Raw genomic sequence first — 26,897 nt, 5'->3', positions numbered from 1 at the left:
CCGATCGTTTCCAATAATAGCAAGATGGATCAGCCGCCGCTTGTTTCAAGGCAGCAGCATGTCGACCCGGACCGCAGTCAGGATCCTGCGGTTCCTGACTGGAAATGCCGCGGGCGAAGCCTCAAATCCGGATTGCGCGTCAGGGCCCCGGCCCGAAAAACACCATCCGGGTGAAAAGCGTGTAATCCGCTTCGAAGAGCATCATCGCCACGAACACCAGTATCAGAACCGGCGGCAGGATGATCGCATAGGTCAGTGCCAGCCGCTCCCAGGCCATGTGCATGAACACGGCGACAATCAGCCCCGCCTTGAGGATCATGAAGATGAGGATCAGCGACCATCTGAGATAGCCGTGGAGGCCGAAATAATCGACCAGATAGGAACAGGTGCTGAGGATGAACAGCCATGCCCAGACCACCAGATAGAGCTTGATCGGGTGTTCCTGATGAACCTCCGCCTGGGCGACGCCAGTCGCTGGCGCGTCATGCGCATGACCAGCGTGAAGTGCGTGTTGCCCCAGGCCGTTTGCGGTTGCTTCAGCCATGTCAGCCTCTCACCAAAGATAGAAGAATGCGAAAATGAACACCCAGACCAGATCGACGAAATGCCAGTATAGCCCCATGATTTCGACGTTCTCGTATCGACCCCGGCGGCTGGTGAAGAAGCCGGGACGTCCGACGTCGTAGTCTCCACGCCAGACCTTTCGCGCCACGATGATGAGGAAGATCACCCCGATCGTCACATGCGTGCCGTGGAAGCCGGTGATCATGAAGAAAGTCGAACCGAACTGCGCCGCGCCCCACGGATTGCCCCAGGGCCGTACCCCTTCGGTGATCAGCTTGGTCCATTCGAAGGCTTGCATGCCGACAAAGGTGGCTCCCAGCGCTGCCGTCAAAAGCATGAGGATTGCCGTTTTGCGGCGGTCGCGGCGATAGCCGAAATTGACCGCCATGGCCATCGTTCCGCTGCTCGAGATCAGCACGAAGGTCATGATGGCGATCAGGATCAGTGGAATGTCCGAACCGCCGATACGAAGCGCAAAGACCTCGCTCGGGTTGGGCCACGGCACGCGCGTGGAGGCGCGCGCGGTCATGTAGGAGAGCAGGAAGCAGCCGAAGATGAAGGTGTCGCTGAGCAGGAAGATCCACATCATGGCCTTGCCCCAGGACACGTTCTTGAACGCGCGCTGATCCGAGGACCAGTCGGCGGCAATGCCTTGCCAGCCTGCGGGCCGCGACTCCGTTTGGCCGGTATGCGTCAGCGTCGTTTCTGCCATGCTCCTCGACCTCCTAGGTCAGCAACTGCCGGCAAATATCGATGAACGTCGCGGCCCAGCCGGCCAAAAGAGCGAAGATGGCGAGCCAGACGAAAAGCAGGAAATGCCAGTACATGGCGCACAATTCGACGCTGAGGCGAAGCCGTTCCGGTCGTGCTCCGTTCCAGGCGCCCGCGGTTGTTCTGCCCAGGCCCACCAGCCCTCCCACTATGTGCAGGCCGTGCATCCCGGTTATCAGGTAGAAAAAGCTGTTGGCCGGATTGGAGGCCAGAAAATAACCATCGGCGGTCAGGTCCCGCCATGCCATGAGCTGCCCGACGAGGAAGGCGATCGCGGTGAGCCCAGCTGCGGCAAGGCCGAGCCTGACCGTGTCCATCTGGCGCTTACGCGCCGCGACCGAGGCGCATTGCAGCGCGATGCTGCTCAGGACCAGCATGCCGGTGTTGAGCCAGAGCAGGCGTGGCATGGGTAGCGGCTGCCAGTCCGACAGCGCCATACGCATAAAGTAGGCGCTGGTGAACAGCGCGAACAGGCAACCGACGACGGCGAGGAAGACGCCGAGACCGATCTTGGCGGTCGGTAGGCCCGACCGGTCGAAGGGGACAAAGTCTTCCGCCACACCTTGCTCGAGCCATGGTTTCGTCATCAGCCGCTGATGCGAGAGCCACCAGCCGGCAAAGCCGGCGATCACGAGCAGGAAGACCAGGATGACGCTCATGCCGGCTCCCTGGAGGGGCCGAAGGTGCCCGGCACGTTTTGCGGAATGAAGTCCTCCTTGGCGCCCGGCACGCTGTAGTCATAGGCCCAGCGATAGACGATCGGCAGCTCCTTGCCGAAATTGCCGTGCGCCGGCGGCGTCTGCGGCGTCTGCCATTCGAGTGTCGTGGCCCGCCATGGATTGCCACCGGCCTCGCGGCCATGGCGGATGCTCCAGATCAGATTGAATAGGAACACGATCTGGGCAAAGCCGACGATGAACGCCATGATGCTGATGAACGAGTTCAGGTGGTGAGCCGATTCCGTCATGACCGTCACATCGGTCATCTCGGCATAGCGCCGCGGCACGCCCATCAGGCCGATATAGTGCATGGGAAAGAAGATCAGGTAGGCGCCGAGGAAGGTGACCCAGAAATGGAACCGGCCGAGCGTCTCGTCGAGCATCCGGCCGGTGACCTTCGGATACCAGTGGTAGATCGCGCCGAAGATAACGAGGATGGGGGCAACTCCCATGACCATATGGAAGTGGGCGACGACGAACATCGTGTCCGATAGCGGGACGTCGACGACGACGTTGCCAAGAAACAGTCCGGTCAACCCGCCATTGACGAAGGTGACGATGAAAGCCATGGCAAAAAGCATCGGTATGGTGAGGTGGATGTCGCCGCGCCACAGCGTCAGCACCCAATTGTAGACCTTAATTGCGGTCGGGATGGCGATGATCAATGTCGTGGTGGCGAAGAAGAAGCCGAAATAGGGGTGCATGCCGCTGACATACATGTGGTGCGCCCAGACCACGAAGCTCAGCGCGCCGATGCCAACGATGGCCCAGACCATCATGCGGTAGCCAAAAATGTTCTTGCGCGCATGCGTGCTGATCAGATCGGAAACGATGCCGAAGGCTGGAAGCGCTACGATGTAGACTTCGGGGTGGCCGAAGAACCAGAACAGATGCTGGAACAGGATCGGGCTGCCGCCATTGTGCTGCAGCTGTTCGCCCATCTCGACGACTGCGGGCATGAAGAAGGAGGTGCCGAGCGCGCGGTCGAGCAGCATCATCACGCAAGCGACGAACAGCGCCGGGAAGGCCAGCAACGCCATGACAGTCGCGGTGAAGATGCCCCACACGGTCAACGGCAGGCGCATCATTGTCATGCCGCGCGTGCGGGCCTGCAGCACCGTCACGACGTAGTTCAGGCCGCCCATGGTGAAGCCGATGATGAACAGGATCAGCGAGACGAGCATCAGAATGATGCCCCATTCCTGGCCGCCAGGCGTGCCGGTCATGATGGCTTGCGGCGGATAGAGCGTCCAGCCGGCACCGGTGGGTCCGCCAGGCGCAAAGAAGCTCGACACCAGAACCAGCACTGCAAGCAGGTAAATCCAGTAGCTCAGCATGTTGACATAGGGGAAGACCATGTCGCGGGCGCCGACCATCAGCGGGATCAGATAGTTGCCGAAGCCGCCGAGGAAGAGTGCCGTGAGCAGGTAGATCACCATGATCATGCCGTGCATGGTGATGAACTGGTAGTAGGCTTCCGGGGTGATGAAGTCGAACGTGCCGGGGAAGCCGAGTTGCAGGCGCATCAGCCATGACAAGACCAGGGCGACCAGGCCGATAGCCGTTGCGGTCCCCGAATACTGGATCGCGATGACCTTGGCGTCCTGCGAGAAGACATACTTCGTCCACCAGCTGTGCGGATGGTAGAGTTCCATTTCCGCCACTTCGGCGGGCGGGACGGCATCTGCAGGCGTGACATCGACCATGGGAGCACCTCCGTGCCCTTCAGCGGGACCCGACAGTTTCGAGTTTTGCCGCAACTTTCAAAGCTGACACCGTGGCATTGCCCGGCGCCTGTTCCGCCGAGCCCGTCTGCTGGGGCGCCGATAATTGCGCGAACGTCTGCTGCTGGTCGAGCCAGGCCACATAGTCTTCCTGGGTGTCGACCATGACGATGCCATGCATCATCGGATGCCCCTGGCCGCACAGTTCGGCGCACAGAACCTGGAAGGTTCCGGTCTTGGTCGGGGTGAACCAGAAGTAAGTGACCGAGCCCGGGATCATGTCCATCTTGGCGCGGAATTCCGGGACATAGAAATCATGCAGCACATCGATCGAGCGCAGCAGCATCTTGACCGGCTTGCCGACCGGCAGATGCAGGTCGGCCGCTTCGACCACGACATCATCCTGGCCGTTGGGATCCTTGGCGATCACGCCCAGCGGATTTTCAGCGGTAACGTCACGGGTGTCGGATGTGCCGAGCTTGCCGTCCTTGCCGGGCAAGCGGAAACTCCACTGCCATTGCTGGCCAACGACTTCGACCACGGTTGCGTCGCTTGGAACGTTGACGAACCGGCTCCAGACGAACAGCCCGGGGACCAGCATGGCGGTAACACCCACGCCGGTGACGATCGTCAACCACCATTCGAGCCGCCTGTTCTCAGGTTCGTAGGCAGCCCGGCTCCCCTCGCGATGACGGAAGCGGAAAACGCAATAGGCCATGAACAGCACCACGGCGGCGAAGACGACGCCGGTGATCCAAAAGGTGATGATGATGGTGTTGTCGATATAGTCCCAGTTCGAGGCAATCGGAGTCCACCACCATGGGCTCAGGAAGTGGAACAACACCGAGCCCAAGACGATCAAAACGAGTACAACCACGATGGGCATGTCCCGTTCCTCCCGGTATTCCAGGGGCGTGAAGCCGTCGCTGGAAATACCAAAGTGCATCATGCGTGATTTGCGATGGAAATTCTAGAGCCGGCTGTGGAAGGGGCGAAAAATCGCTTTTGCGGCGGCGGCCGGGGCTCGGCACCGGATCAAAGCGCCTTGATGACAATGCAACCGGCCAACAGCAGCACGACGCCGGCGAGCCGCATGCCTGACACCAGCGCTGCGGCAGGCGGAACCAGCCGAACGTGTCGACGAAAATGCTGGCGACCTGCTGGCCGGCCACCGTCAGGCTGACGGCAGCCGCTGCGCCAATGACAGGGATGGCGGTGAACACGGTCGTGACATAGGTGGCGCCGGCGAACCCGCCGAGCCAACCCCACCAGGGCATCGACGACAGGCCTGCGAGGCGGGGGCGGGGCGCCTTGCTCAGGGCCAGCGTGGCCAGAAGCACCGCGGCCATGGCCAGCATCGCCACTAGGAACGAAATGGTGCCGACAGCAAACGGCGCGCCGCCAAGATCGTGCCGAAGCAAAGCGTTCACCGCGCCTTGCACCGGCAGCACGGCGCCGGCCAGCAGCGCCAGGCCGATCCAGCCCAGTTTCGACGGCGCGACATTGTCGGCCGCGCCCTTCTGTCCGAGAACGATGAGGGCCGCGCCTGCAAGCACGACAAGCATGCCAAAGGCAGGCCCGGCGCGCAGGCCGGCCTCCGGAATGCCGAGCCAGCCGAATGTGTCGAGGGCGAAGGACGCAAGCATTTGCCCGGCGATGAAGAGGCCGACCGATACGACGGCGCCGAGGCGAGGGAACAGAAGAATGGTTGACACGACGTAGAAGGCCGAAGCCATGCCGCCAATCGCGTGCCACCATTCGGCGTTGCGAACGGCCAGCAGCGCGGGCGCCGTTCCTGTAAGGGCCGTGACCGACAGCAGCACGATTGCGCCGACGGCGAGCTGAAGCGTCGTCGCGGCAAAGGGCGAGCCGACCGCCTTTGACAGTTGGGCGTTGGCGCCGGCCTGCACCGCGAGCAGACTGCCGGCAACAAGCGCCAGGGGTATGAAGAGGATTTCCATTTTGTTTCCTGAATTTTTGGGGCGTGTGAGCGTTGTGGCGCCGACTGGCCAGTCGGCTAAGCGGCGGCCGACGCTTCGGGCAGGGCGGGAACGGCAATGCCTCGGATGACAGCCGGGCGCCGGCCGATGGCCGCATACCACCGCGCCAGGTTTGGTGTGTCATCGAGGCTGAGGCCGAGCTTGATGACGCCCGCATGGATCCATGGCCAAGTCATCACATCGGCAATGCCGTAGCTTTTACCAACGAGGTTCTCATGGTTATTTAGCCGGCTCTCCAACACACGAAAGACGCGTCCGGTCTCGCGCTCGAAACGGCCGATCACGTAAGGCATCTTGTCCGGCGCGAAGACCTTGTAGTTCCACAATTGCCCAAGCGTCGGGCCGACATGGGCGGCCTGGAACAATGTCCAGGTCAACGTATCGTCCGCTTCCTGCGCGCTGGTCGGCTGAAGCTTGCCTGATCGGCGCGCCAGATAGTGCAGGATCGCGCCGGATTCAAAGACGGTACGGCCGGCATCCCGGTCGACGATCACCGGAATCTTGTTGTTGGGGTTGAGCGCCAGGAAATCGGGCCTGGTCTGGTCGCCCTTTTCGATATCGATCAGGCGGACGGAATAGGGCAGGCCGACCTCTTCCAGCATGATCGAAGCCTTGTGCCCGTTGGGTGTCTGGTAGGTGTAAAGTTCTATCGGCGTCATGGCTGTCTCCGCGACTGTCTTTCGTCGTCGGCTCCATATGGCGTGCGCGCCGGCGCAGATCGATCTGCCGATTTGCCTATTCGCTCTGCGTTTTCGCACAGGAAACACTTCTTTCGGCTCGCAGATCGCAGCGCTCTCCTCTATCTATCTGCGGAAATGCACAGCTCACGCGACCAAATCGACTGGGAAGATTTGCGTATGGTGCTGGCCGTCGCGGAGGGCGCTTCGCTGGCGGCGGCAGCGCGGATCCTGGGCGTGAACCACACCACTGTGCTGAGGCGCGTCAATGCGTTCGAGGCGCGGCTTGGCATCCGTCTTTTCGATCGGCTGCCGACGGGCTATGCGCTCACCGCCGGCGGCGAAGAGCTGCTGGGTGCGGCGCGCACAATGGCTGAGACGGTCAATGAGCTGGCGCGCAAACTGTCGGGGCAGGATCTCAGGTTCGAAGGCACGTTGCGGGTCACGACCACGGACACGCTGATGGTGTCGGTGCTGCCGCCGATCCTGACTGCGTTTCGTGAGCTCCATCCCGGCATACGGGTCGAGGCGATGACGCAAAACTCCATCGCCAATTTGACGCATCGCGATGCCGACGTGGCGATCCGGCCGGTGTCGCAGCCGCTGGAAATCCTGGTCGGCAGGCGCATCTCGGGCGTCGCCTTCGCCGCCTACGCGGCGCGCGCCTATGCCGAGACGCTGCCAGCGGAGCCGAAATTCGGTTCGCTGCGCTGGATCGCGCCCGATGACAGCCTGGCCAACACAGGTGTTGCTCGCTGGATGCGGTCGTCACTGCCGGATGCCGAGATAGCCATGCGCGCGGATTCCCTGGTGACGATGTCCCACGCCGCCGGCGCCGGCATGGGGATCGCCGCACTGCCCTGTTATCTCGGCGACAGCCTGCCCGGGCTTGTACGGGTCGGCGGGCTGATCGAGGAGATAGGCTCGGCGCTGTGGGTGCTGGTGCATGACGATCTGCGCCGCACGGCGCGCGTGCATGCCTTTACCAAATTCGTCTCCGGCGAATTGCAGCAGCGGCGCGATCTTCTGGAAGGCAGGCTCGGCGGCGTGCGTGACGTGGACGCCAACTGAAGCGCGTGCGTTCGGGCCCAGCAAAAAGCCCCAGAGCTTTGGCGAGAGCCAAGGCGCGCGATCACGAAGCGGTGACGGCCGTAACGAAGGCTCGGCAGGCTCCGAAGACTGGATGAAGGCGCCGGGCGAAGCATTTGCGGCGCGTCCCAGCCGAAGTCTGGGCGCGATCCGCCAACCTCTCAAGGAATCCACGATCATGATAAATCGCCGTACTTTCTCCACCGCGCTCGTCGCCGGGGTGGCGACGAGCCTATTGGCCGGCTCCCACACGACGCGGGCGCAGACGGCCCCCAAGGTTCGCAATGTCGTCCTTGTCCATGGCGCCTATGCGGATGGCTCGTGCTGGTCGGAGGTGGTTGGCCTGCTGCAACAGGCCGGCCTCAGCGCAACCGTCGTCCAGCATCCGCTGACCACGCTGGAGGCTGGTGTCGAAGCAACGCGCCGTGCGATCGCCCTCCAGGATGGACCGACGGTCCTTGTCGGACACTCTTTTGCCGGCATGATCGTCACCGAGGCAGGGATGGATCCAAAGGTTTCCTCGCTCGTCTATGTCGCCGCGCGCGCGCCGGATGCGGGCGAAGATTACACGGCGCTCGCCAAGACTTTTGCGGCGCCGCCCGCCTCCGCCGGGCTCGTCTGGTCCGAAGGCTATGGCAAGCTCAGCGAGGAGGCTTTCCTGCGGGATTTCGCCGGCGACATTCCTAGCGAGAAGGCGCGCATCCTCTGCGCCGTCCAGGGGCCGATCTCTGACAGGCTTTTCACTGGAAAGACAACGCAAGCGGCCTGGCGCTTGAAGCCAAGCTGGTATGCGGTCTCGACCGAGGATCGCACGATCAATCCGGATCTCGAACGCTTCATGGCAAAGCGCATGAATGCAAAGACCATCGAAGTGAAGGCAAGCCATTTGTCGCTGATCTCTCACCCCGACGTGATCGCAGGGCTCATCTCGCAAGCGGCCGGATCGCTCAGCTAGCGCGATTGGCCGAATCTGGAGCGGCATGGTGGCGGCCTCGCCGGGTGACCTGCCTGGCGAGGCGTCTTATGACCCCGTGGCCCGACAAACAGGCACCGTGTCATTTACATCCTCGCCTTGAACGCTAAGCTCCTCGGCCTAACCCATCTCTAGCTTCAGACCGCATTCGCCGTGCCAGGAACCTCATGACATCCGATAACAAAGCGCGTGAACATTTCGCCATCGATCTCGCGCAGCGCGCCGGCGAGCTCGGCCTGAAGTATTTTCGCGATCTCGACAATCTCACCATCGAGAGCAAGGGCCATCAGGATATGGTTTCGCAGGCCGACCGCGAGGTCGAGCTGTTCATCCGCGCGGCGATGAAAGCTGCCTACCCGGGCGACGGCATCGTCGGCGAGGAACATGCCTCGGTCACCGGGTCGACCGGGCATGTCTGGGTAATCGATCCGATCGACGGCACTGCGAATTTCGTGCGCGGCATTCCCGCCTGGTGCGTGGTCATCGCCTGCGCCAAGGACGGCGATACCGTCGTCGGCGTCATCCACGAGCCCTCGACCGGCGAGACCTTCCATTGCCGCAAGGGCGGTGGCGCGTTTCTCAACGGCAAGCCGATCAGGGCAAGTGCCGCCACCAGCCTGACCGAAGGTTCGGTCGGCACCGGCTTCTCCAATCGCGCCGAGATGCAAAATATCGTTACGCTCATCCGCTCGCTGACTGCCGAAGGCGGCGTGTTTTTCCGCAACGCTTCGGGTGCGCTCATGCTCGCCTATGTCGCTGCCGGCAGGTTGCTGGGCTATGTCGAGGAGCACATGAACGCTTGGGATTGCCTGGCCGGCATGCTTTTGGTGGAAGAAGCCGGCGGCACAATCGTCAAGCCGGACCCGAGAACCGTTTTGGAAAAAGGCACGCTGGTTATCAGTGCCGGCAACGGTGTGTTCGCCCAGATTCGCGACCTCTGCGTCGAACCCTTCAAGCTTTGATCAGGACCGGTCCGCGCTCCGGAAAGCCGATTCCGACGGCGTCGCCGGCCTGAAACGGTGCATCGACGTTTCGCGACAGCACGAACACGTCGCCAAGCGCCGTGGCAACGACCAGTTCGAGATGGCTGCCGGCATAGGTGACCTTTGCGAGCGTGCCTGCGATCGTCTGCGGCGCGCCGGCAGGACCGATCTCGATGCGGCTTGGACGGACGGCCAGCTGCGCAGGGCCGGCCTGGTGGCCACGCGCCGGCAGTTTCAAGGCAAGCGTGCCTAGCCGGACGGTAGCTTCGTCCCTTTGCACCGCGACCACCTCGCAATCCAGGATGTTGGCCTCACCGATGAAGTCGGCAACGAACGCGTTGGCTGGCGCGTCGTATAGTTCGCGCGGCGTACCGTCCTGCGCGACCACCGCCTTGTTCATGACGATGATGCGGTCCGAAACCGCAAGCGCCTCTTCCTGGTCGTGCGTGACATAAACCACGGTCAGCCCGAGTTTGGTCTGGATCTCCCTGATCTCCTCGCGCACATGCCGGCGCAGCTTGGCGTCGAGGTTGGAGAGCGGCTCGTCGAACAGCAACACCTGCGGTTCGAGCACCAGCGCCCGCGCGACCGCCACGCGTTGCTGCTGACCACCCGACAGTTCGCTGGGCAGGCGCGCCCCGAAACCGGTCAGGCCGACTAGCTCCAGCCCGGCGCGGGCGCGGGACGCGGCCTCCTTCTTGTCGTGGCCGGAGAAGCGCAGGCCGTAGGAGACATTTTCCATCACCGTCATATGCGGGAACAGTGCATAGGACTGGAACACCATTGACACGTCGCGGTCGGTGGCCGGCAAGCGCGTTACGTCGTTGCCGCCGATGAGGATACGGCCGCTGGACGGCATCTCCAGGCCGGCGATTATGCGCAGCGTCGTCGTCTTGCCGCAGCCCGAAGGTCCCAGAAGCGTCACAAGCTTGCCGGCCTCGATCGCAAGCGAAATGTCGTCGACCGCCGGCGTGTTGGCGCCTGGATAAGTCTTGGTGACATTTTCGAAGGTCACCGAGGCAGCGTTGCCGCGAATTTCGGCCATCACCCGGCTCCTGCTATTGTTGTCGGGCCACTTGCCGTTCCCGGCAGGCTGACATTGGTGCGCACGCTCCAGCCGCCGTCGCCCTTCTGGATGCCGCGCCGGCCGATATTGCGGCTGCCGACGACCAGTTGCATCAGGCCGATAACCACCAGCATGACGACGATCAGAACCGTCGAATAGGCGATGGCAATGCCGTATTCATTGTTCTCGACACGGCCGACGATGTAGCTGGTCGAAAGATCGTAACGCGCGCTGACCAGGAAGATGACGGCGCTGATCGCGGTCATGGCGCGCACGAAGGAATAGACAAGCGCCGCCAGCATTGCCGATCTCAGCAAGGGCAGGATGACGCGTCTGAAGGTCTGCCAGGAGTTGGCGCCAAGCGTCAGCGAGGATTCATCCAGGCTGCGGTCGATCTGCGACATCGAGGCGACACCGGCGCGCACGCCGACCGGCATGTTGCGGAAGATGAACGACAGCACGAGGATGATGCCGGTGCCGGTCAGTTCGATCGGCGGCACGTTGAAGGCTATGATGTAGCTAACGCCGATGACGGTTCCCGGAATCGCGAAAGACAGCATGGTGGCGAATTCGAAGGCATTCTTGCCGCGGAAATTCTGGCGGACGAGGAGATAGGCGGTCAGAAGCCCGATGCCGGCGGTCAGCGGCGCCGATATCAGCGCGATCTCCATCGTCGTCCAGAACGAACTCCACGCCGACCCCGACCAATGGATGCCGAATTCATTCCAGCTGACGGCGAACGCTTTCTTGTAGTGCTGCAGTGTCAGGCTCTGATCGACCCCCCACAGCCTGACAAAGCTGCCGTAGAAGATAACCGCGTAGACCAGCACGGTGAACGCCGTCCACAGGCCGGCGATGACATAGAGCGCACGTGTCAGCCCGTCCGGCAGGCGCGGATGGACGCCGGCGTCGCCCTTACCGGTGACGGTGGTATAGGAACGCCTGCCGATCCAGAAACGCTGCGCATAGAAGGCGCCAAGCGTGAAGCCCAGCAGCACCAGCGCCAGGATCGCAGCAAGTGCGGCATCGTTCTGCGCGCCGACAATGGCGAAGAAGATTTCCGTCGACAGGACGTCGTAGTTGCCGCTCAGCACCAGCGGATTGCCAAAATCGGCCATGCTTTCGATGAAGCCGAGCAGGAAGGCGTTGGCGAGGCCTGGCCGCATCAGCGGCAGGGACACGGTCCAGAAGGTCTGCCAGCGGCTGGCGCGGAGCGTCTGCGAGGCCTCTTCCATGGATGGGCTGACGCCTTCGACAACGCCGATCAGAACCAGGAAGGCGATCGGGGTGAAAGCGAGAACCTGGGCGATAAGCAGGCCGGGAAGGCCATAGACCCAGCGCGTCGGCTGGATGCCGAAGACGCCGGCCACGCTCTGGGTCACCGCGCCCGACAGCCCGAACAACAGGATGATGGCAAGGCCGATGACGAAGGCCGGGGTGATGATCGGCAACACAGTCAGCGCACGCAGCAGCTTGCCATAGCGGAAACCGGTGCGTGTCACGACAAGCGCGAACACCAACCCTAGAAACATGGTCAGCAGGCCGACGAGCACGGCGAGCAGCAGCGAGTTCCAGGCAACGCCGCACCGGCTGCCGCCGGCGAGACAGTCCAGGCTCCACAAGCGCGAACTGAACAGCTTGGCCAGGAACGCGACAAGCGAATAGCCACCGTCGTCGGTCTGCATGGCGTTGGCCAGCATCATCAGGATCGGCATGAATATGAAGATGGAAACCACCGCGACCACGAAGCCGATCGAGCTGACGACGAATACGTCGCCACCGACGGCACCGCGCGCGGCAATGCCAAGGGTGAGCAGAAACAGAAAGGCGCCACTGACCAGCAGGGCGCCGTAGCCCATGCCGAACTGGCGGTCGCCAAGATCGCCGAACAGGCTGGTTAGCCAGCTGAACTGCCAGCCGTGCAACCCGATGGCAAAGCCCTGGAACAAAAGCCAGCCAAAACCGGCAGCGCCGACAATGACCAGCAGCCGACCGAAAAACGGATCGGATTTGTTGCGACCCCACAGCAGCAGCGGCGCCGCCAGCAGGAAGCCGAGCGGCGCCAGCCACAGTTTTTCGCCCTTGAGGGCCAGAACCAGCGCTGGAGCGAATTTGCTATCGAACGGGTAGCCGTCGAACAGCCAGGAAAAACCGAAGAACCCGTCTTCGATGCCGTACCAGGGCAGCAGGGCAAACCCCACCCAGCCGATCGCCATCCAGAGGACGACGATCGGTTCGAGCGGCCCGCGGGTTTGGCGAAAGCGCATCTGCTATTGGGGCAGCGACGCGACCTCTTCGTCCCATTTTTTCAGCAGGCGCTTGCGCTCTTCGCTCGATCCATACTTCTTGAAGTCGTAGTCGATCAGCTTGATGGCAGCGAGGTCAGGCGCCTTGTCGGAGGTTTTTGCCGCCTTGTTCGACGGAACTTGGAACGACCCCGCATCCTGCGCCGTGGACTGGACATCGGCCTCGAGCGCCCAGTCGTAGAATTTTTTCGCGGCCTCCATGTTGCGGGCGCCCTTGATGATCGATTCCGAGCCAATCTCGTAGCCGGTTCCCTCGCAAGGAGTGACCGGAACGATCGGGAATCCGGCGACGACCTGCGACACGGCGTCGTGGATGAAGACGATGCCGATCGTGGTCTCGCCAAGCCCGGCGGCCTTGATCGGTGCCGAGCCCGACTTGGTGTATTGGTTGACGTTCTTGTGCAGGGCTTTCAGGTACTCGAAACCCTTGTCCTCGCCGAACAGCTGAACGATGGTCGCCAGCATGTTGTAAGCTGTACCTGAGGAATTCGGGTTGGCGACCTGGATATGCCCCTTGTACTCCGGCTTGGTCAGATCGGCCCAGCATTTCGGCTCGGGCAGATTGTTCTTGGCGAGCAGATCCTTGTTGTAGCCGAAGCCCAGCGCGCCGGAGTAGATGCCGACCGTGCGGTGGCCGGATGTTTCAGCCTGCTTGATCGCCCAGGGCTGCAACTGGTCGAGCAGGGGCGATTTGTACTCCTCGGTCAGACCTTCCTCGGCCGCCTGCAGGTGTGGATCACCGGTGCCGCCCCACCAGATGTCGCCCTTGGGATTGGCCGCCTCGGCGCGCAGCTGGGCATAGATTTCGCCAGCGCTCTTGCGGGTCATGTCGACGGTGATGCCGGTCTTTTCCTCGAAGGCCCGCGCCGTCTGCTGACACCAGACCTCGTCGACGCCGCAATACATGGTCAGGCTTTCGGCGGACGCCGATGACAACGCGCCCCACATGCCGGCGGCAAGGATACCGGCGCCGAGAATCGCCCTTTTTATCATGTTGAATTCCTCCCTAGGTTATTTGCCGACTTATGAAACCCAGATAGGCGGAAAATTCAAGTTGGAAGGTGGCTGGCAAGTTTTTGCTTCGAAATACAGCCGAATTTGATCTTTCTGCGGTGCCGCGACCCGCAGAAAGCAAGTGGACTGCGGCTTGCCTGGCTTAGATCAGCAGCAGGCCCTTCATCGAGGCATTGCCCTTCTTGCCGATGATGATGTGATCGTGGACGGCGATGCCGAGCGGCTTGGCGCTGTCGATAATCTGCTTGGTCATCTCGATGTCGGCGCGCGACGGCGTCGGGTCGCCTGAGGGGTGGTTGTGCACCAGGATGACGGCGCTGGCCGACAGTTCCAGCGCGCGCTTGATCACTTCGCGCGGATAGACCGGCGTGTGGTCGACGGTGCCGACCTGCTGCACCTCGTCGGCGATCAGAACGTTCTTCTTGTCGAGGAAGAGGATGCGGAACTGTTCGCGGTTCTCGAACGCCATGGCCGAGCGGCAATAGGCAAGAAGCTGCGTCCAATTGGACAGCACCTCGCGGTCGCGGACTTCGGTGCGTGCCATGCGCTGCGCGGCAGCGGCAATCACCTTCAGGTCGACGGCCACTGCGGGGCCGATGCCCTTCACCTCCTTCAGCAGTGCCACCGGTGCGCCAAGCACTTCGCCGAATGTACCGAAGCGCGCCAAAAGCGCCTTGGCGATCGGCTTGGTGTCGACGCGCGGGATCAGGCGAAACAGCAGCAGCTCGAGAAGCTCGTAGTCGGGCAGGGCGTCCGCGCCGCCCGCAACGAAGCGCTCGCGCAAGCGATCACGATGGCCGTGATAATGCGGCTTCTCCGTCGGTTTGTCTTTTGGCGCCTTGTCCTTCGCCGGCGGTTCAATCCACCGCTCGGAGAAGAACCCTCTTTCGTCGTCGCCACTCTTCCCCATCCATCCCCCCGAAGGCTTCCGCATGAGACTAGAGCGACAGGCTGGCAGCGGTCGAGTGCTTTTCGGCGACGAGCGTAAGGCCGGGGGTGAACGGCCTGCGCCTGGCCAAGCTGAGGCCTCAGAGGATCAGGCAGCTGCTGTGGTCCGGCGCTTCATTCGGCCGGCGCGGTTCGATTGCGAAACTGCTGTGCCATCCAGTCGATGAATACGCGCAGGCGCGGCGATAGTTGACGCGTGGGTGAATAAAGAACGTGAACCGGCAAGGGCGACGGCGGAAAGCCTGTGAGCACCTCGACCAGCGCGCCGCTGGCCAGCTCCGAGACGACCCGGTAGCGTGGCACCTGGATCAGCCCAAGACCAAGGCATGCGGAAGCGACATTGGTCTCGGGGCCGGTCACAGTCACATTGGCAGGCAAGGTGATCCGGCGGGGCTTGCCGTCGACGCTGAAGACGAGCGGAATGATCTCGGCTGCCTCGGGCGACATCAGCCCGACCATTTCGTGTCCCGCAAGATCGTCGGGCGTCTGCGGCGTGCCGAAGCGGCTGAGGTAGTCGGGGCTGGCGAAGGTGCCCCTTTCCAGCGTCGCCAGGCGTCGCTTGATCAGCGGACTGTCGGACAGTTCGCCGGCGCGCAGCAGGCAGTCGAACCCCTCACGGATCATATCCAGAGGCTGGTGCATCTCGCTGATGTGCAGCCGGATGTCCGGATACAGCTCGCGGAAGCGGGGCAGGCCCGGCAGCAGGAAATACCGCGCCTGGGTGCCGTGCATGTCGACGCGGACCAGGCCTGATGGCTTGGCGCCGACAAAGGCGCCCTCGGCGTCTTCCAGGTCGGCGACCAGGCTGACGCAGCGCTGATAATAGGCTTCGCCGTCCAGTGTCGGGCTGACCTGACGGGTCGTGCGCTGCAAAAGCCGCACGCCCAGCCGTGCCTCCAAACTCTTGACCGCATCGGTGACGGATGAGCGGGGCAGGCCCAGGTCGTCGGCGGCCTTGGTGAAGCTGCGCCGTTCGACGATACGGATGAAGACGCGCATGGCGTCGAAGCGATCCATTGTTCGAAATCTCGAATGATGATGTCGGATTATGCCTGATTATCCGCTAGGCGGGAAGGCGCATCTTGTTGGCAGCCGATCAACGGCACTCAACAAGGAGACAGACCATGACCAACCAGATCAACCAGGCCGGCAAGATCGCCCTCGTCACCGGCGCCTCGGGCGGCATAGGTGCTGCCGTCGCCGCGCGCCTCGCCAAGGACGGCTTCACCGTCGTCGTGAACTATGCCGGCAATGCGGCTGCTGCAGAGGCGGTCGTCGCCAGGATCGAAGCGGCCGGCGGCAAGGCGGTGGCGGCGAAGGCCGACATTTCGGACGCTGCCGCGGTGACGCGTATGTTCGACACGGTCGAAACCGCTTTCGGCGGCATCGACGTGCTGATCAACAACGCCGGCATCATGAACCTCGCCACCATCGCCGACAGCGACGATGCGCTGTTCGACCGCACGATCGCCGTCAATCTCAAGGGCACCTTCAACACGTTGCGGGAGGCGGCAAAGCGCCTGCGCGACGGCGGCCGGATCGTGAATTTTTCGTCCAGCGTCGTCGGCCTGCTGCAGCCGACCTATGGCGTCTATGCCGCCACAAAGGCTGCCGTGGAAGCGATGACCAGCGTGCTGGCCAAGGAATTGCGCGGCCGCAACATCACTGTCAACGCCATCGCCCCGGGGCCGACGGCAACCAAGCTTTTCCTCGACGGCAAGCCGCAGGATCTCGTCGATCGCCTGGCCAAATTGGCGCCTCTCGAACGCCTCGGTCAGCCCAAGGATATCGCCGACGCCGTCGCCTTCCTGGCCGGCCCGGACGGCGCCTGGATCAACGGTCAGACCCTGCGCGCCAATGGCGGGATCATCTGATCCCGCAACCGCTTCAATCCCTCAAAACCTCAATCAAGGAACCATCGTCATGTCCAAATTCGTCATCCTCGTCACCGGCGCGTCCTCGGGTTTCGGCCTGATGACCGCCAAGTCGCTGGCCGAAGCCGGCCACACCGTCTACGCCACCGTGCGCGAGACGACCGGGCGCAATGCACCCCAGGTCGCTGCCGTCGCCGCCTGGGCCGCCGAGCACAAGGCCGATCTGCGCACCGCCGAACTCGATGTGCAATCGGACGCCTCGGCCGAGGCTGGCATCGCCCACATCATCGCCGATGCAGGGCTCGATGTCATCGTCCACAATGCCGGTCACATGGTGTTCGGCCCGGCCGAGGCCTTTACCCCCGACCAGTTCATCCAGCAATACGACGTCAATGTTCTGGGGGCTCAGCGGGTCAACCGCGCTGCACTTCCGCACCTGCGCGGACAAGGCAAAGGCCTGCTGGTCTGGGTCGGCTCGTCCTCGACGCGCGGCGGCACTCCGCCGTTCCTGGCGCCCTATTTCGCGGCCAAGGCGGCGATGGATGCGCTGGCCGTGTCCTACTCCACCGAGCTCGCGCTATGGGGGATCGAAACCACCATCATGGTTCCCGGCGCCTTCACCAAGGGCACCAATCACTTTGCGCATTCCGGCAAGCCGTCCGATGCGGCGCGGGCCGCCGAATATGAAGCCGGGCCCTATGCCGGTATCGCCGATCGGGCGTTGAAGGGGCTGGCCGGCCTCGAGCCCGCCGATGCCGACCCGTCGGAAGTGGCGCGCGAGATCGTTCGCATCGTGGATATGCCGTTCGGCAAGCGGCCGTTCCGCGTCCATGTCGACCCGTCGCAGGATGGTGCGGAGATCGTCAACTGCGTTGCCGACCGCATGCGCCGGGAAATCTACCGCAACATCGGCCTCGAAGACCTGCTGCACCCGGCTGTTGTCGGCTGAGGCAACGGGGTGTGTGTTAGCGGGTCGTCAACCGGCCCGACAAATATCGACCGCTCAGGCCGGCAGGCCGGGGCGGTCGAGTTTGTTCGGCGACAGGGTAAAGATCTCGCAGCCGGTGTCAGTGACGCCGATCGTGTGTTCGTACTGCGCCGACAGCGAGCGGTCGCGGGTCACCGCCGTCCAACCGTCCGACAGCACTTTCACATGCGGGCGGCCAAGATTGATCATCGGCTCGATGGTGAAGATCATGCCCGGCCGCATCTCGACGCCTTCGCTTGAGGTGCCGTAGTGCAGGATGTTGGGCGCGTCGTGAAACAGTTGGCCGACGCCGTGGCCGCAGAAGTCGCGCACCACCGAGCAGCGCTCGGCCTCGGCATAGGTCTGGATGGCGGCGCCGATGGCGCCGGTGCGGGCGCCGGACCGGACCGCCGCGATGCCGCGCATCAGGCATTCATGGGTGACTTCAAGCAGGCGCTCGGCAGCGCGCTTGATGGTGCCGACCGGATACATGCGCGAGGAATCACCGTGCCAGCCGTCAAGGATGTAGGTGACGTCGATGTTGACGATGTCGCCATCCTTCAAGGGCTTGTTGTCGGGAATGCCGTGGCAGACGACATGATTGATCGAGGTGCACGACGATTTGGTGTAACCGCGATAGTTCAGCGTCGCCGGCAGCGCGCCATGGTCCATGCCGTACTCGAAAACGAAACGGTCGATGGTCTCGGTGGTGACGCCCGGCTGGACCATCGGCACCAGCTCGTCGAGGCAGCGCGCGGTGAGGTCGCAGGCCTTGCGCATGCCGGCAAAGCCTTCCTCGCCGTAGAGGCGGATCTGGCCGGTGTTCCTGAGGGGTGCCGTGGCGGCGTCGAGATAAGTGACCATAGTGTCCGTTTTGCCTGTAAGCGGGCGATGCATATCAGCCCGTTCGAAAATCTCTCCAGATTTGGCATTGGAAGCCGCAAGGTTCAAGGAAGAACTGCCGGCGAGGGGCTTGCGCCGGCGATATTCATGCCTTTCGGCGGTGTTGTTCCTTGTTCTGCTCGGGCGACCGAAGCTTTTCTTTTGGGGCTCGGTCGGCTAGGTCGGTGGAGATATCAGGAGATCTTGCCTTCCAATGGCGGTCAAGCGCGCAAAATCAGTCATGACGCCGATCAGGGCAACCTGCTCGGGCCTGATGGCGTTGCTGCTGCTGTCGCTGCTCAGCCTGTTCCAGGTGGAAGCAACGGCATCGGCGACCGCAAATTTGGGCGGACCGAGCATCAGTACTGCGCGCCAGGGCGATGCCGTGGCGCTGCTGCGCGTCACAGCCAAGGCGCAAGGGCTCGAAATCCGCGCCGGCCGGCCGGTGCCGGCCAAGGCCGTCAGCGGCAATGCAGCGGCGATCGCGCCTGCTACCGGCTTGTTCCTGCTGGACCAGGCTTGGCCGGTCCCGGCAGCGGCGCCATCGGCGTTTATCTCGGCGCCGCGCGTCCATGCCAACCAGCCACGGGCGCCGCCATCCGTTTAGGCTGAGCGCGGCTTAAAGCCGCATCTTTCAATCATCCCATTGTTTTCGCGTCGCGATTCCGCGGCGGCCGCAGGCCGACCATGGATTCGCGTGACGCGCCGTTTTTCGGAGTCTTCCATGCAACGCATAAAAACAGTCAAAACGCTCACCCGCGCGGTCTCGGCCGCCTTGTTCCTTTCGGTGCAGGCGCTCATCTGCATCGGCACGCTCTACTGGGCGATCGCCGAGACGCTCGGCATGGCGGGAACGGCCGCACTGGTGCTTGCCGCGATCTTCGCTTTGCCCTCGGCCTATGTGCTCTTCATCGCCGTGCGTATGGCCTATGAGGCCGAGACCGATCCGGCGAACCAATAGGGCCAAGCGCTCCCCGAATGCCGAGACCGCACTGACGACACATTTTTGGGCGAAAGGCGGTCGAAGCAACTTTTCGGAACGAACGGCGTTGCTGTGGTCGACGCCAGTTCGGGAGACTTGGAAATGGACAGATTGCAATTCGAAGTGCCGGTGCGTATCGCGCCCGCGCCCGGGCTGCCGGTAGAGGAGATCTACAGCGTCGAACAGGCGCTGGATGTCCTGCATGAGTGGCCAAAGAAGCGACAGGGCAAGGTCTATGAAGCGGCGTTCAATGCCTGCTTTGGTGCCACGGTGGATGTGGTCAAGACCGAGGACGCCTGCCGCGCCTTCATGGCGTTCTGCCGGGTGAGTGGCCTGCTGGCCAGGGACATGATGATTACGGCCAAGCGAAGCGGCGGCGAGGCGAGGGGCCTGCGGTTCTAGAGCCCTTTGATCTGGAGGCATGCCAACCGACTCGCTCAGATCGACGCGGACTCCGCAGCGTTAAGGTTCCGTTTCCGACTTCAGAGCTAGGCATGACGCATAGAGCAGCGTCTGATTCGTTGCGTCAGTGTCATGGTGCAGAATATGTCCTCAGCAAATGTGCGCGCCTTTCCGCTAGACCGGCAGACCATGCTGGTACGCGAGGTGGCGGCCAGGCTGGGCAGGCTACATGGCGACACGGCCACCTCCTTCTGGAAGGCCACCGCGCGCGAACTCCTCGACAAGGCGATTGCGGCCGGCAGCGACGCGGCTTCCGCCGCCAACGATGTCCGCCGGTTTTTTGCCGCCGTCCAGGACGAGATGCATTTTAAGGCGGACGATGCCGCACCGGGGCAGCGCCAGACGCGCACCCGCTTCTAAACCTGCGCAAACAAGCCCGCCGCCCGACATCACTGGCTCACAGGCGCTGATGCCAGCCGTGGCCCGGTCTTGGCGTCGATAATTTCAGGTTTTGTACTGTCGATCATGCCATCCCAGCCGCCGCCGAGCGCCTTGTTGAGCGCGACATAGTCGGTGGCAATGGCGATGCGGCTTAGCAGCAGACTGTCCTCGGCCGAATAGAGCGAACGCTCGGCATCGAGCACGTCGAGAAGGCTACTTTCGCCGGACTTGAACAGCGTGCGCTCGAGATTGGCGGCCTCGCCATAGGATTTTACGGAAGCGGCAAGCTTGCCGTTGCGGATGCGCTCCTGGCGCAGCGCAACGATGGCGTTTTCGACATCTTCCAGCGCCGTCAGCACGGACGCCTTGTAGGCAATGAAATACTGGTCGCGCTCGGCCCTGGCGACGTCGACCGCAGCCTTCAACTGCCCGGCGTTGAAGATCGGCACGCTGAGCGTCGGCCCGAACGACCAGCCGATGGTGGAATTCTTGCCGAGGTCGCCGAGTTTGAAGGCCGAGGTGTCGATGTTGCCGGTGAGGCTGACCGAGGGATAGCGGGCCGCCTCGGCCTGGCCGACCTTGGCAGTGTACTGGGCGTACTGCCGCTCGGCCATGCGCACGTCCGGCCGGGTCAGCAAAATGTCGGCCGGAATGCCGGTCGGCAGCGGCAGGCGCGGAGCCGGGATCGGCGCGCCGCGCTTCAACCGCTCGTTCAGCGCCGCCGGCGGGCGGCCGGTTAGAACGGAAAGTCGGTGTACGGCTTGGGCGTAACTGGCCTCGAGCGAGGGGACATCGGCCGCCGTGGCGCTTGCCTGTCCCTGGGCTTTGGCGACGTCGGCGGCCGTCCCCGTGCCGGCCAAAAGCATGGTGCGGGTCAGCGCCGCGGTCTGCTGTTGCGAGGCAGTCGTGCGCCGTGCGAGCTGGATGCGCGCCTGGTAGCCGCGTGCCTGGGCATAATAGGATGCGACGTCGCCAACCAGGGTCAGCAGGGTCGAACGCAGCTCCTGCTCGGAAGCGTCCACCCCATAGCGGGCGACCTCGACGCCCCTGCGGTTGGCGCCGAACAGGTCGAGCTCCCAACTGGCGTCGAAGCCGGCCTGGTAATAGCTGTAGGCATCGCCGGCGCTTCCGCCTTCCGTGGTCGCGGCGGTCTTGCTGCGGGTGGCGGAGCCACTGCCGTCGACCGTGGGAAACAAGGTCCCGGCGCTCTGGCGGTAGCTGGCGCGTGCCTGGCGGATCTTGGCCTTGGCGGTGGCGACATCGAGATTACCGGCAACCGCTTCCTCGACAAGGCTGTTCAACTGCGGATCGCGCAGGCGCTGCCACCATTGCGACAGTTGCGGCCTGGCCGGTTTGGACGACTTCTGGTTGCTCCATGCTGCCGGCATCGCCAGGAACGGCTTCTGATAGTCCGGCCCGACGACACAGCCGGAGAGCACGGCGGCGGTAAGTATAGGCGCAAGCGTCCGCCTCGCGGCCCGCGAGCCACGTTCAAAACCTGTCATACGAAAACCCTTATTGCTGGTTGGCTGCTGCTGTCGCTTCGCCCTGTTTAGCCGCCCCGCCCTTGAAGATGCGCCGCACCGTGACGAACAGCAGCGGCACCAGGAACACGCCGATCACCGTCGCCGCGATCATGCCGCCCATGACGCCGATGCCGACGGAGTTCTGCGCGCCGGAGCCGGCGCCGTTGGCGATCGCAAGCGGCGTGACGCCGAGAATGAAGGCCAGCGACGTCATCAGGATCGGTCGCAATCGTTGTCGCGCCGCCTCCAGCGTCGCCTCGACCAGACCCATGCCGGCCGTCTGCCGCTCGATGGCGAACTCGACGATCAGGATGGCGTTCTTGGCGGCAAGGCCAATCGTGGTCAGCAGGCCGACCTTGAAATAGACGTCGTTGGTCTGGCCGAACAGGCTTGCCGCAAGCAGCGCGCCGAAGATGCCGATCGGCACCGATAGCATGACCGCGAACGGGATCGACCAGCTCTCATAAAGCGCTGCCAGGCAGAGGAACACGACCAGGGCCGAGATCGCATAAAGCGACAGCGCCTGGTTGCCGGAAAGCCGTTCCTGGTGCGACAGCCCGGTCCATTCATGGGAGTAGCCGGGCGGCAGCTGCGCCACCAGCCGGTCGATCTCGTCCATCGCCGCGCCCGAGCTGATGCCGGCGGCCGCAGCGCCCTGGATCTCGACCGCGGCCGAACCATTGTAGCGTTCAAGCCGCGGCGAGCCGAATGTCCAGTGGCTTGAGGCGAAGGAGGAGAACGGCACCATGGTGCCGGCGGAATTGCGGACCTGCCATTTGTCCAGATCCTCCGGCTGCATGCGGAAGTTCGGGTCCGACTGCAGGTAGACCGGCTTCACCCGTCCGCGATCGATGAAGTCGTTGACGTAGTCGCTGCCCCAGGCCGCCGACAGCGTGTTGTTGATGTCGGCAAGGTTGACGCCGAGCGCGCTGGCTTTCTCCTGGTCGATGTCGACCGAGAATTGCGGCTGGTCTTCCTGGCCGTTGGGCCTTGTGGCGGTGAGCACCTTGCTCTGCGCGGCAAGACCCAGCAGTTGGTTGCGGGTCTGGATCAGCGCGTCATGGCCGGCGCCATTGACGTCCTGCAGGTAAAAATCGAAGCCGTTGGTGTTGCCAAAGCCCTGGATGGCGGGCGGGGCGAGCGCGAAGACCTGGGCGTCCCTGATCTTGCGGAAGGCGCCCATGGCGCGGCCGGCGACCGCTTGCGCCGCCAAGGCCGGCGATTTGCGCTGGCTGAACTCCTTCAACGGCACGAAAGCAATGCCGACATTCTGCCCGGCGCCGCCGAAGCCGAAGCCGGAGGCGGTGAACACCCCTGCGATGGCATCCTTTTCATCGTTGAGATAGTGGTCCGTGACTTGCTTCAGAACGCGCTCAGTGCGGTCCTGCGTCGCGCCGACCGGCAGCGACACGCTTGTGATCAGGATGCCCTGGTCCTCTTCCGGCAGGAAGGAGCTCGGCAGCCGGGCAAACATCCAGCCCATGGCGATGACGATGGCGAGGAAGACGGCGAGGAAACGCCAGGAGCGGTTGATGATGCCGTGCGAGCCGTCACGATAGGCCGTCGTGCCGCGGTCGAAGACGCGGTTGAACCAGCCGAACGGACCGGTCTGTGTCGCATGGTCCTTGGGCCGCCGCAGGATGGTGGCGCAGAGCGCCGGCGTCAGCACAAGTGCGACCAGTACGGACAGGATCATCGCCGAGACGATGGTCACCGAGAACTGCCGGTAGATGATACCGGTCGACCCGCCGAAGAAAGCCATCGGCACGAACACCGCCGAGAGCACCGTGGCGATGCCGACCAGCGCGCCGGTGATCTCGTTCATCGATTTGCGCGTCGCCTCTTTCGGCGACAGGTCTTCCTCCTGCATGACGCGCTCAACATTCTCGACCACGACGATAGCGTCGTCGACGAGCAGGCCGATGGCCAGCACCATGGCGAACATGGTCAGGGTGTTGATCGAATAGCCGAAGAAGGACAGCACGCCGAATGTGCCGAGCAGCACCACCGGCACGGCGATGGTCGGGATGATGGTGGCGCGCAAATTCTGCAAGAAGACGAACATCACCAGGAAGACCAGCACGATCGCCTCGAACAGCGTCTTCACCACCTCCTCGATGGACAGCCGGACGAAGGGCGAGGTGTCGTAGGGGTAGACGACCTCGACGCCTTGCGGGAAGGTCGAACTCAGCCGGTTGATCGTCGAACGCACCGCTTCCGCCGTGCTGATGGCGTTGGCCCCGGTCGCCAGATTGATGGCGACGCCGGCTGCCGGCTTGCCGTTGTAATTGGCTTGCGTCGTATAGCTTTCGGCGCCGAGCGCGACGGTGGCGACATCGTTGAGGCGGACCAGCGAGCCGTCGGTCTGGCTCTTCAGGATGATGTTGCGGAACTGTTCGGCGGTCTGCAGCCGGCTCTTGGCGGTTACCGTTGCATTGAGCTGCTGGCCCTTGCGTTGCGGCAGGCCGCCGAGCTGGCCGGCCGACACCTGCGTGTTCTGCGCCTCGATCGCGGCGGCCACGTCGCTTGGCATCAGGGCGTATTTGGCGAGCTGGTCGGGGTCGAGCCAGATGCGCATGGCATAGCCGGACCCGAAAAGCTGCGTCGAGCCGACACCCGCGACACGCTTCAGCGTGTCGTTGATGGTGGAGTCGACATAGTCGGCGAGATCGGTCGAGTTCATCTTGCCGTCGCTGGAGACGAAGCCGATGACCATCAGGAAGCCGGTCGAGGATTTGGAGACAGTGATGCCGTTGCTCTGCACCACTTGAGGCAGCTGCGACTGAACCAGCTGCAGCTTGTTCTGCGTCTGCACCTGCGCGGTATCGGGATCGGCCGCGGTGGTGAAGGTCAGCGTGATCGAGGCCGCACCGGTCGAGGTCGACGTCGCCGTCATATAGTCGAGATTGTCGATGCCGGTCATGCCTTGCTCGATGACCTTGGTCACCGAGTTTTCCACTGTCTGGGCATCAGCGCCGGGATAGGTGGCGCTGATGTTGACCGTGGTCGGCGCGATCTGCGGGTACTGCGAGATCGGCAGCGTGGTGAGGGCGAGCAGGCCGCCCAGCATGATCACGATGGCGATCACCCAGGCGAATATCGGCCGGTTGATGAAGAATGCGGACATCGGCTCAGTTCCCGGTCTTCTGGGCGTTGGCGGCCACCTCGGAGGTCGCAGGTACGGCCGAGGAGGTCTGCGCGCGGTCCTTGACCTCGCCGGTTGCCTCGTCGATCGTCACCTCGACGCCGGTCGCATCACCGCCCGGGCGCACCAGTTGCACGCCCTCGACGATGACGCGGTCGCCGTCGCCCACACCGGAATCCACCAGCCAGCTGTTGCCGACGGTGTTGCGCACGGCGAGCACACGCTGCTCGACCTTGCCGGCAGCATTGATGACCATGGCGGTCGCTTCACCCTTGGTATTGCGGCTGACGGCGCGCTGCGGCACCAGGAAACTGTTCTGGGCGACGCCTTCTTCGACCAGCGCGCGCACATACATGCCGGGCAAAAGCAGGCGATCCGGGTTGGGGAACTGAGCCCGCAGCGCAAAAGTGCCGGTGGACTGGTCGACATTGGCGCCGGCGAATTCCATCTTGCCGGTCTGCGTATAGACGGTGCCGTTGTCGAGCTTCAGCTTGACGCTGACATTGGGGCCGCTGAACTTCAGCCGGCCTTCATTGATCGCCTGGCGCAAATTGAGCAGGTTGGTGCTCGACTGCGTGACATCGACGTTGATCGGATCGAGCGCGCGGATGGTGGTGAGCACGGTGTCCTGGTTGGCGGTGACCAACGCTCCCGGCGTCAGTGACGACTTGTCGATGCGGCCGGCGATCGGCGCGGTGATCTTGGTGTAGTCAAGATTGATGCGCGCGGCTTCGACACTTGCCTTGGCCGACGCTACATCCGCCTGTGCCTGCGCCAGCGTCGCGGCGGCATCGTCGTAGTCCTGCTGCGAGACCACCTTCTGCGCCAGCAGCCCGGCATAGCGGTCGAACTTGGCCTGTGCGGTCGGCACTGCTGATTCAGCCTTCTGCTGCGAAGCTTTCGCGCTATCCAGGGCTGCCTGGTAGCTCGCGGGGTTGATGAGATAGAGCGGCTGGCCGACCACGACCTCGCTGCCTTCCTGGAAAAGCCGGGCCTGGATAATGCCGTTCACCTGCGGGCGGACATCGGCGGTCAGCGAAGCGCTGGTGCGTCCCGACAGTTCGGCGGTGATGGCCACCGACTGCGGATGCAGGGTGACGACACCGACCTCGGGCCGGCCGGCAGCGCCCATGCCTGCCGGAGCCTGGGCTCCCTCCCGCGAGCAGGCTGCGAGAAAGAGCGTGGCGCAAAGGGCGGCCCAGGATGCGGATCGACGCAACGGCAGAAAGGACTGGCTGGACGGGAGTGGCATGGCGTCGGTCATCTTTCGCTGGAGTTGCGGTCGAAGGTCATGGCGATCGGAAGGTGGCGGCAATCGGCGCTGCCCGCTTGCGTGCGGCGTCGAGCAATTCCTCGAAGCGGCTCATCCTGCGCTCCTTCTCGGCGGCCAGGGCGTGTTCGACAAGCAGAATGAAGTTTTTGGCAGAATGAAGTCTTGGCCGCGATGCCCAGCATCACCAATAGGCCAATAGACAGCGTTTCGCCAAGCGCTTTGCCCGTGATCGGCAACGGGCGGTCCTTACGCAATTTTCTTGTCATCAAGGGCGGCGCTCGACCGTGTCGAAAACGGCAGCGACAGGCGCCAGGCGGCGAAGCTTAGCCGGATCGCACCTTTGAGTGTGTCCGCCGGCAGGACCGGCTGCGCGGCTCGCGCGCCATGGCCGGTCGAGCCGGCTGGGCCATACGCCGCGATCAGCCGCAGCATCATCAGGGCTTCCCACATTGTCGTGCTTTCGTTGCTTGATGGCGGCCGGAACCGGCGACATAGTTTTTACGCAATTCCCAAGGGAAAGCGCTGTGCGCTTTTCCCGGGAAAACCGCTTCACACTTTTCCTGGAATTGCT

General features: G+C 63.4%; 26 protein-coding genes and 1 pseudogene. 9 read left to right on the top strand and 18 right to left on the bottom strand.

The features are described from left to right. Positions 1–139: 139 nt before the first annotated feature. From ACYHH6_RS24640 to ACYHH6_RS24610, 7 genes and pseudogenes are all read right to left on the bottom strand, one after another. Complete coding sequence (locus ACYHH6_RS24640; RefSeq protein ID WP_192257254.1) at positions 140–544, bottom strand: cytochrome C oxidase subunit IV family protein; 405 nt, start codon at positions 542–544, stop codon at positions 140–142. A 9-nt stretch (positions 545–553) separates the two neighbouring features. Beyond that, positions 554–1,276, bottom strand: a complete 723-nt coding sequence (locus ACYHH6_RS24635) for a heme-copper oxidase subunit III family protein (RefSeq protein ID WP_112564734.1) — start codon at positions 1,274–1,276, stop codon at positions 554–556. 13 nt (positions 1,277–1,289) lie between these two features. After that, the gene (locus tag ACYHH6_RS24630; protein ID WP_352588670.1) at positions 1,290–1,994 is read right to left on the bottom strand and encodes a cytochrome c oxidase subunit 3; all 705 of its coding nucleotides are present in this window, start codon (positions 1,992–1,994) and stop codon (positions 1,290–1,292) included. After that, on the bottom strand, positions 1,991–3,760 hold the full coding sequence (gene ctaD, locus ACYHH6_RS24625; RefSeq protein ID WP_352588674.1) for a cytochrome c oxidase subunit I: 1,770 nt from the start codon (positions 3,758–3,760) through the stop codon (positions 1,991–1,993). Before ctaD ends, ACYHH6_RS24630 begins: the two co-directional genes overlap by 4 nt. Positions 3,761–3,779: 19 nt before the next feature. Further along, positions 3,780–4,664 carry a cytochrome c oxidase subunit II gene (locus ACYHH6_RS24620; protein WP_192257249.1) on the bottom strand — a complete coding sequence of 295 codons (885 nt, stop codon included), beginning with the start codon at positions 4,662–4,664 and terminating at the stop codon, positions 3,780–3,782. A gap of 232 nt (positions 4,665–4,896) precedes the next feature. Continuing rightward, a pseudogene (locus ACYHH6_RS24615) lies at positions 4,897–5,739 on the bottom strand (DMT family transporter); the annotation flags it as partial. Between the two features lie 56 nt (positions 5,740–5,795). After that, the gene (locus ACYHH6_RS24610) at positions 5,796–6,437 is read right to left on the bottom strand and encodes a glutathione S-transferase family protein (RefSeq protein WP_352588677.1); all 642 of its coding nucleotides are present in this window, start codon (positions 6,435–6,437) and stop codon (positions 5,796–5,798) included. Positions 6,438–6,593: 156 nt separating this feature from the next. Here ACYHH6_RS24610 and ACYHH6_RS24605 point away from each other — a divergent pair, with 156 nt between their 5' ends. The 3 genes from ACYHH6_RS24605 to ACYHH6_RS24595 all read left to right on the top strand — a co-directional run bounded on the left by ACYHH6_RS24605 (position 6,594) and on the right by ACYHH6_RS24595 (position 9,479). Continuing rightward, a complete protein-coding gene (locus tag ACYHH6_RS24605) occupies positions 6,594–7,526 on the top strand; it encodes a LysR family transcriptional regulator (RefSeq protein ID WP_352588680.1) in 933 nt (310 codons plus the stop codon). 193 nt (positions 7,527–7,719) lie between these two features. After that, entirely contained in the window at positions 7,720–8,499 is a 780-nt protein-coding gene (locus ACYHH6_RS24600; protein ID WP_352588936.1) for an alpha/beta hydrolase, read from the top strand. 185 nt (positions 8,500–8,684) lie between these two features. Beyond that, on the top strand, positions 8,685–9,479 hold the full coding sequence (locus ACYHH6_RS24595; protein WP_352588682.1) for an inositol monophosphatase family protein: 795 nt from the start codon (positions 8,685–8,687) through the stop codon (positions 9,477–9,479). Here the strand turns inward: ACYHH6_RS24595 and ACYHH6_RS24590 are convergent. The 5 genes from ACYHH6_RS24590 to ACYHH6_RS24570 all read right to left on the bottom strand — a co-directional run bounded on the left by ACYHH6_RS24590 (position 9,469) and on the right by ACYHH6_RS24570 (position 15,851). Then, a complete protein-coding gene (locus ACYHH6_RS24590; RefSeq protein ID WP_352588685.1) occupies positions 9,469–10,545 on the bottom strand; it encodes an ABC transporter ATP-binding protein in 1,077 nt (358 codons plus the stop codon). The two genes, ACYHH6_RS24595 and ACYHH6_RS24590, sit on opposite strands and share 11 nt — an antisense overlap. Next, entirely contained in the window at positions 10,545–12,833 is a 2,289-nt protein-coding gene (locus ACYHH6_RS24585) for an ABC transporter permease (RefSeq protein ID WP_352588688.1), read from the bottom strand. The genes ACYHH6_RS24590 and ACYHH6_RS24585 overlap by 1 nt, the downstream gene beginning before the upstream one ends. 3 nt (positions 12,834–12,836) lie before the next feature. Beyond that, positions 12,837–13,865 (bottom strand): ABC transporter substrate-binding protein, encoded by a 1,029-nt coding sequence (locus tag ACYHH6_RS24580; protein WP_352588691.1) that lies wholly within the window; start codon positions 13,863–13,865, stop codon positions 12,837–12,839. A gap of 163 nt (positions 13,866–14,028) precedes the next feature. Beyond that, positions 14,029–14,796 (bottom strand): RadC family protein, encoded by a 768-nt coding sequence (gene radC, locus ACYHH6_RS24575; protein ID WP_352588694.1) that lies wholly within the window; start codon positions 14,794–14,796, stop codon positions 14,029–14,031. 152 nt (positions 14,797–14,948) lie between these two features. Continuing rightward, positions 14,949–15,851: a LysR family transcriptional regulator gene (locus ACYHH6_RS24570; protein ID WP_352588697.1), complete on the bottom strand. Its 903-nt coding sequence runs from the start codon at positions 15,849–15,851 to the stop codon at positions 14,949–14,951. Positions 15,852–15,958: 107 nt separating this feature from the next. On the opposite strand from ACYHH6_RS24570, the gene ACYHH6_RS24565 reads away from it, so the two are divergent. Both ACYHH6_RS24565 and ACYHH6_RS24560 read left to right on the top strand, forming a co-directional pair. After that, entirely contained in the window at positions 15,959–16,708 is a 750-nt protein-coding gene (locus tag ACYHH6_RS24565) for an SDR family oxidoreductase (RefSeq protein WP_352588700.1), read from the top strand. 49 nt (positions 16,709–16,757) lie between these two features. After that, positions 16,758–17,657: an SDR family oxidoreductase gene (locus ACYHH6_RS24560; protein ID WP_352588703.1), complete on the top strand. Its 900-nt coding sequence runs from the start codon at positions 16,758–16,760 to the stop codon at positions 17,655–17,657. A 54-nt stretch (positions 17,658–17,711) separates the two neighbouring features. Here ACYHH6_RS24560 and map read toward each other — a convergent pair whose 3' ends face one another. After that, positions 17,712–18,539 carry a type I methionyl aminopeptidase gene (gene map, locus ACYHH6_RS24555; protein ID WP_352588707.1) on the bottom strand — a complete coding sequence of 276 codons (828 nt, stop codon included), beginning with the start codon at positions 18,537–18,539 and terminating at the stop codon, positions 17,712–17,714. Between the two features lie 232 nt (positions 18,540–18,771). Here map and ACYHH6_RS24550 point away from each other — a divergent pair, with 232 nt between their 5' ends. The 4 genes from ACYHH6_RS24550 (at position 18,772) to ACYHH6_RS24535 (ending at position 20,361) form a co-directional block, all read left to right on the top strand. After that, positions 18,772–19,164, top strand: coding sequence for a hypothetical protein (locus tag ACYHH6_RS24550; RefSeq protein ID WP_352588710.1), 393 nt, complete (start codon positions 18,772–18,774; stop codon positions 19,162–19,164). A 117-nt stretch (positions 19,165–19,281) separates the two neighbouring features. After that, positions 19,282–19,518 carry a hypothetical protein gene (locus ACYHH6_RS24545; protein WP_352588714.1) on the top strand — a complete coding sequence of 79 codons (237 nt, stop codon included), beginning with the start codon at positions 19,282–19,284 and terminating at the stop codon, positions 19,516–19,518. 123 nt (positions 19,519–19,641) lie between these two features. Continuing rightward, a complete protein-coding gene (locus ACYHH6_RS24540; RefSeq protein WP_352588717.1) occupies positions 19,642–19,941 on the top strand; it encodes a DUF982 domain-containing protein in 300 nt (99 codons plus the stop codon). A gap of 144 nt (positions 19,942–20,085) precedes the next feature. After that, on the top strand, positions 20,086–20,361 hold the full coding sequence (locus ACYHH6_RS24535; protein WP_352588720.1) for a DUF6074 family protein: 276 nt from the start codon (positions 20,086–20,088) through the stop codon (positions 20,359–20,361). A 29-nt stretch (positions 20,362–20,390) separates the two neighbouring features. On the opposite strand, the gene ACYHH6_RS24530 is transcribed toward ACYHH6_RS24535, so the two are convergent. The 5 genes from ACYHH6_RS24530 to ACYHH6_RS24510 are packed head-to-tail and all read right to left on the bottom strand — an operon-like array spanning position 20,391 to position 26,761. Then, positions 20,391–21,887: an efflux transporter outer membrane subunit gene (locus ACYHH6_RS24530; protein ID WP_352588723.1), complete on the bottom strand. Its 1,497-nt coding sequence runs from the start codon at positions 21,885–21,887 to the stop codon at positions 20,391–20,393. Positions 21,888–21,897: 10 nt separating this feature from the next. Continuing rightward, the gene (locus ACYHH6_RS24525) at positions 21,898–25,035 is read right to left on the bottom strand and encodes an efflux RND transporter permease subunit (RefSeq protein ID WP_352588726.1); all 3,138 of its coding nucleotides are present in this window, start codon (positions 25,033–25,035) and stop codon (positions 21,898–21,900) included. Positions 25,036–25,039: 4 nt separating this feature from the next. Then, positions 25,040–26,305, bottom strand: coding sequence for an efflux RND transporter periplasmic adaptor subunit (locus ACYHH6_RS24520; protein WP_352588729.1), 1,266 nt, complete (start codon positions 26,303–26,305; stop codon positions 25,040–25,042). Between the two features lie 8 nt (positions 26,306–26,313). After that, entirely contained in the window at positions 26,314–26,562 is a 249-nt protein-coding gene (locus tag ACYHH6_RS24515) for a hypothetical protein (RefSeq protein ID WP_352588732.1), read from the bottom strand. Between the two features lie 10 nt (positions 26,563–26,572). Continuing rightward, positions 26,573–26,761 (bottom strand): hypothetical protein, encoded by a 189-nt coding sequence (locus ACYHH6_RS24510; RefSeq protein WP_352588735.1) that lies wholly within the window; start codon positions 26,759–26,761, stop codon positions 26,573–26,575. Between the last annotated feature and the right edge of the window lie 136 nt (positions 26,762–26,897).

The sequence above is a fragment of the Mesorhizobium sp. P171375 genome, assembly GCF_057786075.1.
The sequence above is the reverse complement of the archived record's forward strand: the minus strand, read 5'-3'. Positions and strand labels throughout refer to the sequence as shown.

Excerpts from the sequence above, each read along its gene's own strand:
- ACYHH6_RS24640 (WP_192257254.1), bottom strand. The coding sequence starts at position 544 with ATGGCTGAAGCAACCGCAAACGGCCTGGGGCAACACGCACTTCACGCT.
- ACYHH6_RS24635 (WP_112564734.1), bottom strand. The coding sequence starts at position 1,276 with ATGGCAGAAACGACGCTGACGCATACCGGCCAAACGGAGTCGCGGCCC.
- ACYHH6_RS24630 (WP_352588670.1), bottom strand. The coding sequence starts at position 1,994 with ATGAGCGTCATCCTGGTCTTCCTGCTCGTGATCGCCGGCTTTGCCGGC.
- ctaD (WP_352588674.1), bottom strand. The coding sequence starts at position 3,760 with ATGGTCGATGTCACGCCTGCAGATGCCGTCCCGCCCGCCGAAGTGGCG.
- ACYHH6_RS24620 (WP_192257249.1), bottom strand. The coding sequence starts at position 4,664 with ATGCCCATCGTGGTTGTACTCGTTTTGATCGTCTTGGGCTCGGTGTTG.
- ACYHH6_RS24610 (WP_352588677.1), bottom strand. The coding sequence starts at position 6,437 with ATGACGCCGATAGAACTTTACACCTACCAGACACCCAACGGGCACAAG.
- ACYHH6_RS24605 (WP_352588680.1), top strand. The coding sequence starts at position 6,594 with ATGCACAGCTCACGCGACCAAATCGACTGGGAAGATTTGCGTATGGTG.
- ACYHH6_RS24595 (WP_352588682.1), top strand. The coding sequence starts at position 8,685 with ATGACATCCGATAACAAAGCGCGTGAACATTTCGCCATCGATCTCGCG.
- ACYHH6_RS24590 (WP_352588685.1), bottom strand. The coding sequence starts at position 10,545 with ATGGCCGAAATTCGCGGCAACGCTGCCTCGGTGACCTTCGAAAATGTC.
- ACYHH6_RS24585 (WP_352588688.1), bottom strand. The coding sequence starts at position 12,833 with ATGCGCTTTCGCCAAACCCGCGGGCCGCTCGAACCGATCGTCGTCCTC.
- ACYHH6_RS24580 (WP_352588691.1), bottom strand. The coding sequence starts at position 13,865 with ATGATAAAAAGGGCGATTCTCGGCGCCGGTATCCTTGCCGCCGGCATG.
- radC (WP_352588694.1), bottom strand. The coding sequence starts at position 14,796 with ATGGGGAAGAGTGGCGACGACGAAAGAGGGTTCTTCTCCGAGCGGTGG.
- ACYHH6_RS24570 (WP_352588697.1), bottom strand. The coding sequence starts at position 15,851 with ATGGATCGCTTCGACGCCATGCGCGTCTTCATCCGTATCGTCGAACGG.
- ACYHH6_RS24565 (WP_352588700.1), top strand. The coding sequence starts at position 15,959 with ATGACCAACCAGATCAACCAGGCCGGCAAGATCGCCCTCGTCACCGGC.
- ACYHH6_RS24560 (WP_352588703.1), top strand. The coding sequence starts at position 16,758 with ATGTCCAAATTCGTCATCCTCGTCACCGGCGCGTCCTCGGGTTTCGGC.
- map (WP_352588707.1), bottom strand. The coding sequence starts at position 18,539 with ATGGTCACTTATCTCGACGCCGCCACGGCACCCCTCAGGAACACCGGC.
- ACYHH6_RS24550 (WP_352588710.1), top strand. The coding sequence starts at position 18,772 with ATGGCGGTCAAGCGCGCAAAATCAGTCATGACGCCGATCAGGGCAACC.
- ACYHH6_RS24545 (WP_352588714.1), top strand. The coding sequence starts at position 19,282 with ATGCAACGCATAAAAACAGTCAAAACGCTCACCCGCGCGGTCTCGGCC.
- ACYHH6_RS24540 (WP_352588717.1), top strand. The coding sequence starts at position 19,642 with ATGGACAGATTGCAATTCGAAGTGCCGGTGCGTATCGCGCCCGCGCCC.
- ACYHH6_RS24535 (WP_352588720.1), top strand. The coding sequence starts at position 20,086 with ATGTCCTCAGCAAATGTGCGCGCCTTTCCGCTAGACCGGCAGACCATG.
- ACYHH6_RS24530 (WP_352588723.1), bottom strand. The coding sequence starts at position 21,887 with ATGACAGGTTTTGAACGTGGCTCGCGGGCCGCGAGGCGGACGCTTGCG.
- ACYHH6_RS24525 (WP_352588726.1), bottom strand. The coding sequence starts at position 25,035 with ATGTCCGCATTCTTCATCAACCGGCCGATATTCGCCTGGGTGATCGCC.
- ACYHH6_RS24520 (WP_352588729.1), bottom strand. The coding sequence starts at position 26,305 with ATGCCACTCCCGTCCAGCCAGTCCTTTCTGCCGTTGCGTCGATCCGCA.
- ACYHH6_RS24510 (WP_352588735.1), bottom strand. The coding sequence starts at position 26,761 with ATGATGCTGCGGCTGATCGCGGCGTATGGCCCAGCCGGCTCGACCGGC.